At 68.3% G+C, this 1,515-nt stretch carries 2 protein-coding genes and 1 pseudogene; 1 reads left to right on the forward strand and 2 read right to left on the reverse strand.

Annotated features, from left to right (window positions below; genetic code table 11):
- Positions 1-515: NAD(P)/FAD-dependent oxidoreductase (locus AC2VON_RS20780; RefSeq protein ID WP_486954607.1), on the forward strand; the 515-nt coding region annotated here is incomplete at its 5' end.
- Here the strand turns inward: AC2VON_RS20780 and AC2VON_RS20785 are convergent.
- Both AC2VON_RS20785 and AC2VON_RS20790 read right to left on the reverse strand, forming a co-directional pair.
- On the reverse strand, positions 466-1,341 hold the full coding sequence (locus AC2VON_RS20785) for a polysaccharide deacetylase family protein (RefSeq protein WP_486954608.1): 876 nt from the start codon (positions 1,339-1,341) through the stop codon (positions 466-468). The genes AC2VON_RS20780 and AC2VON_RS20785 overlap by 50 nt on opposite strands.
- 30 nt (positions 1,342-1,371) lie before the next feature.
- Positions 1,372-1,515 (reverse strand): annotated as a pseudogene (locus AC2VON_RS20790) (PhoH family protein); the annotation flags it as partial.

Consider the following 1,515-nt stretch of genomic DNA (forward strand, 5'->3'; position numbering starts at 1 on the left):
CGGCTCAACGGGTTTCCGATGTCATCGGATCCACCGATTACCCCAATATCACCCGCACCCGCATCGTCGCTCCCGGTGTGGCGCTGATCGGCGATGCCGCCCTGGTCAGCGACCCGGTGTGGGGAACCGGCATCGGGTGGGCGTTGCAAAGCGCCGAATGGCTGTCCGACGCCGTCGCCGACCCGCTACTACGGGGCACCGACGGCGACATCGACGCGGCCGCCCGCCGCTACCAGCGGCGGCACCGGCGACATCTTCTGCCGCATCAGATGATGAACATCCACTTCAGCCGGACCCGCCGGCTCAACCCCGTGCAGCGGCTGCTCTACGCGAGCGCCGCGCGCGACCCGAAAGTGGCCGCAGCCGTGCTGGCGGTCGGCGCGCGCGACCGTTCCCCGCTCACACTGGCCACCCCGGCCATGCTGGTGCGTGCGGTTTTGGCCGCGCGCCGGCCACTGCCGGCCGTCAGGCACCGTTGTTCGGCCCACCCGAGTTTTGGCCCGGGATGTCGGTGATCGGGAAGTTGGGCATCGGCCGGGGCGACGGCGTGTCGGGCAGTATCGGGATCTCACTCGCCGGGACGTCACGCAGGACATTGGCGGGCGGCCCGTTTTCCCGGCTGCCGTAGCTGCTCCCCGGTGCCCGCGGACCCAGCAGTTCGCTGACCGTCACCATGCGGTAGCCGTTGGCTTTGAGCACCGGGATGAACTGGTACACCACATCCACGGTGCTCGAATAGGTGTCATGGAACAACACCACCGAACCGGGCTTGACGTAAGTCATCAGCATGGCGCGCGTTGCCGCCGTGTTCGAATCGTTCGCCCAGTCGAACGGGATTACATCCCAGAGGATTTCGGCCAGACCGTACCGCGCAGCCGTCTGACGTACCGCCTCGTTCGACAGTCCGCCGGCGGGACGGTACAGCGCGGGCGTGCGACCCGTGGCGGCTGTGATCGCGTCGTTGGCGCGCGAGAACTGATCGGCGATGTCCTGCGTGGGGAGGGTCGCCATGTTGGGGTGTTCCCAGGTGTGGCTGCCGATCTCCATGCCCGCGTCGGCGATGCGCCTGGCCCCGGCCGGGTCGGCGTCCACCTTGTTGCCGATCAGGAAGAACGTCGCCTTGGCGTCGTTGTCCTTCAGGATCTGCAGCAGCCGGGCATCGAACGGGCTCGGCCCGTCATCGAACGTCAACGCCACGCACTTGACCACCGCGCAACTGAGATCCTCGGCCCGGGTCACATGCCCCGTCATGCCGCCGACCACCAACACCGCGACGGCCGCCACGGCACCGAACACCATGCGCCCATAGCGCCATGCCTGGCTGTCGGGTCGTTTCGGCACGCTGGAAGCCTACCGGCCCGCGCACTCAGCTCAGTGCGGTCCGGCGATCTCCTCGAGCATCTCGGTGACCAGCGCGGCGATCGGCGAACGCTCGCTGCGCAGCAGCGTGATGTGGGCGAACAACGGGTGGCCTTTGAGCTTCTCGATCACCGCCGCGACCCCGTCGTGGCGGCC

The organism is Mycobacterium sp. TH-M82, assembly GCF_057473605.1.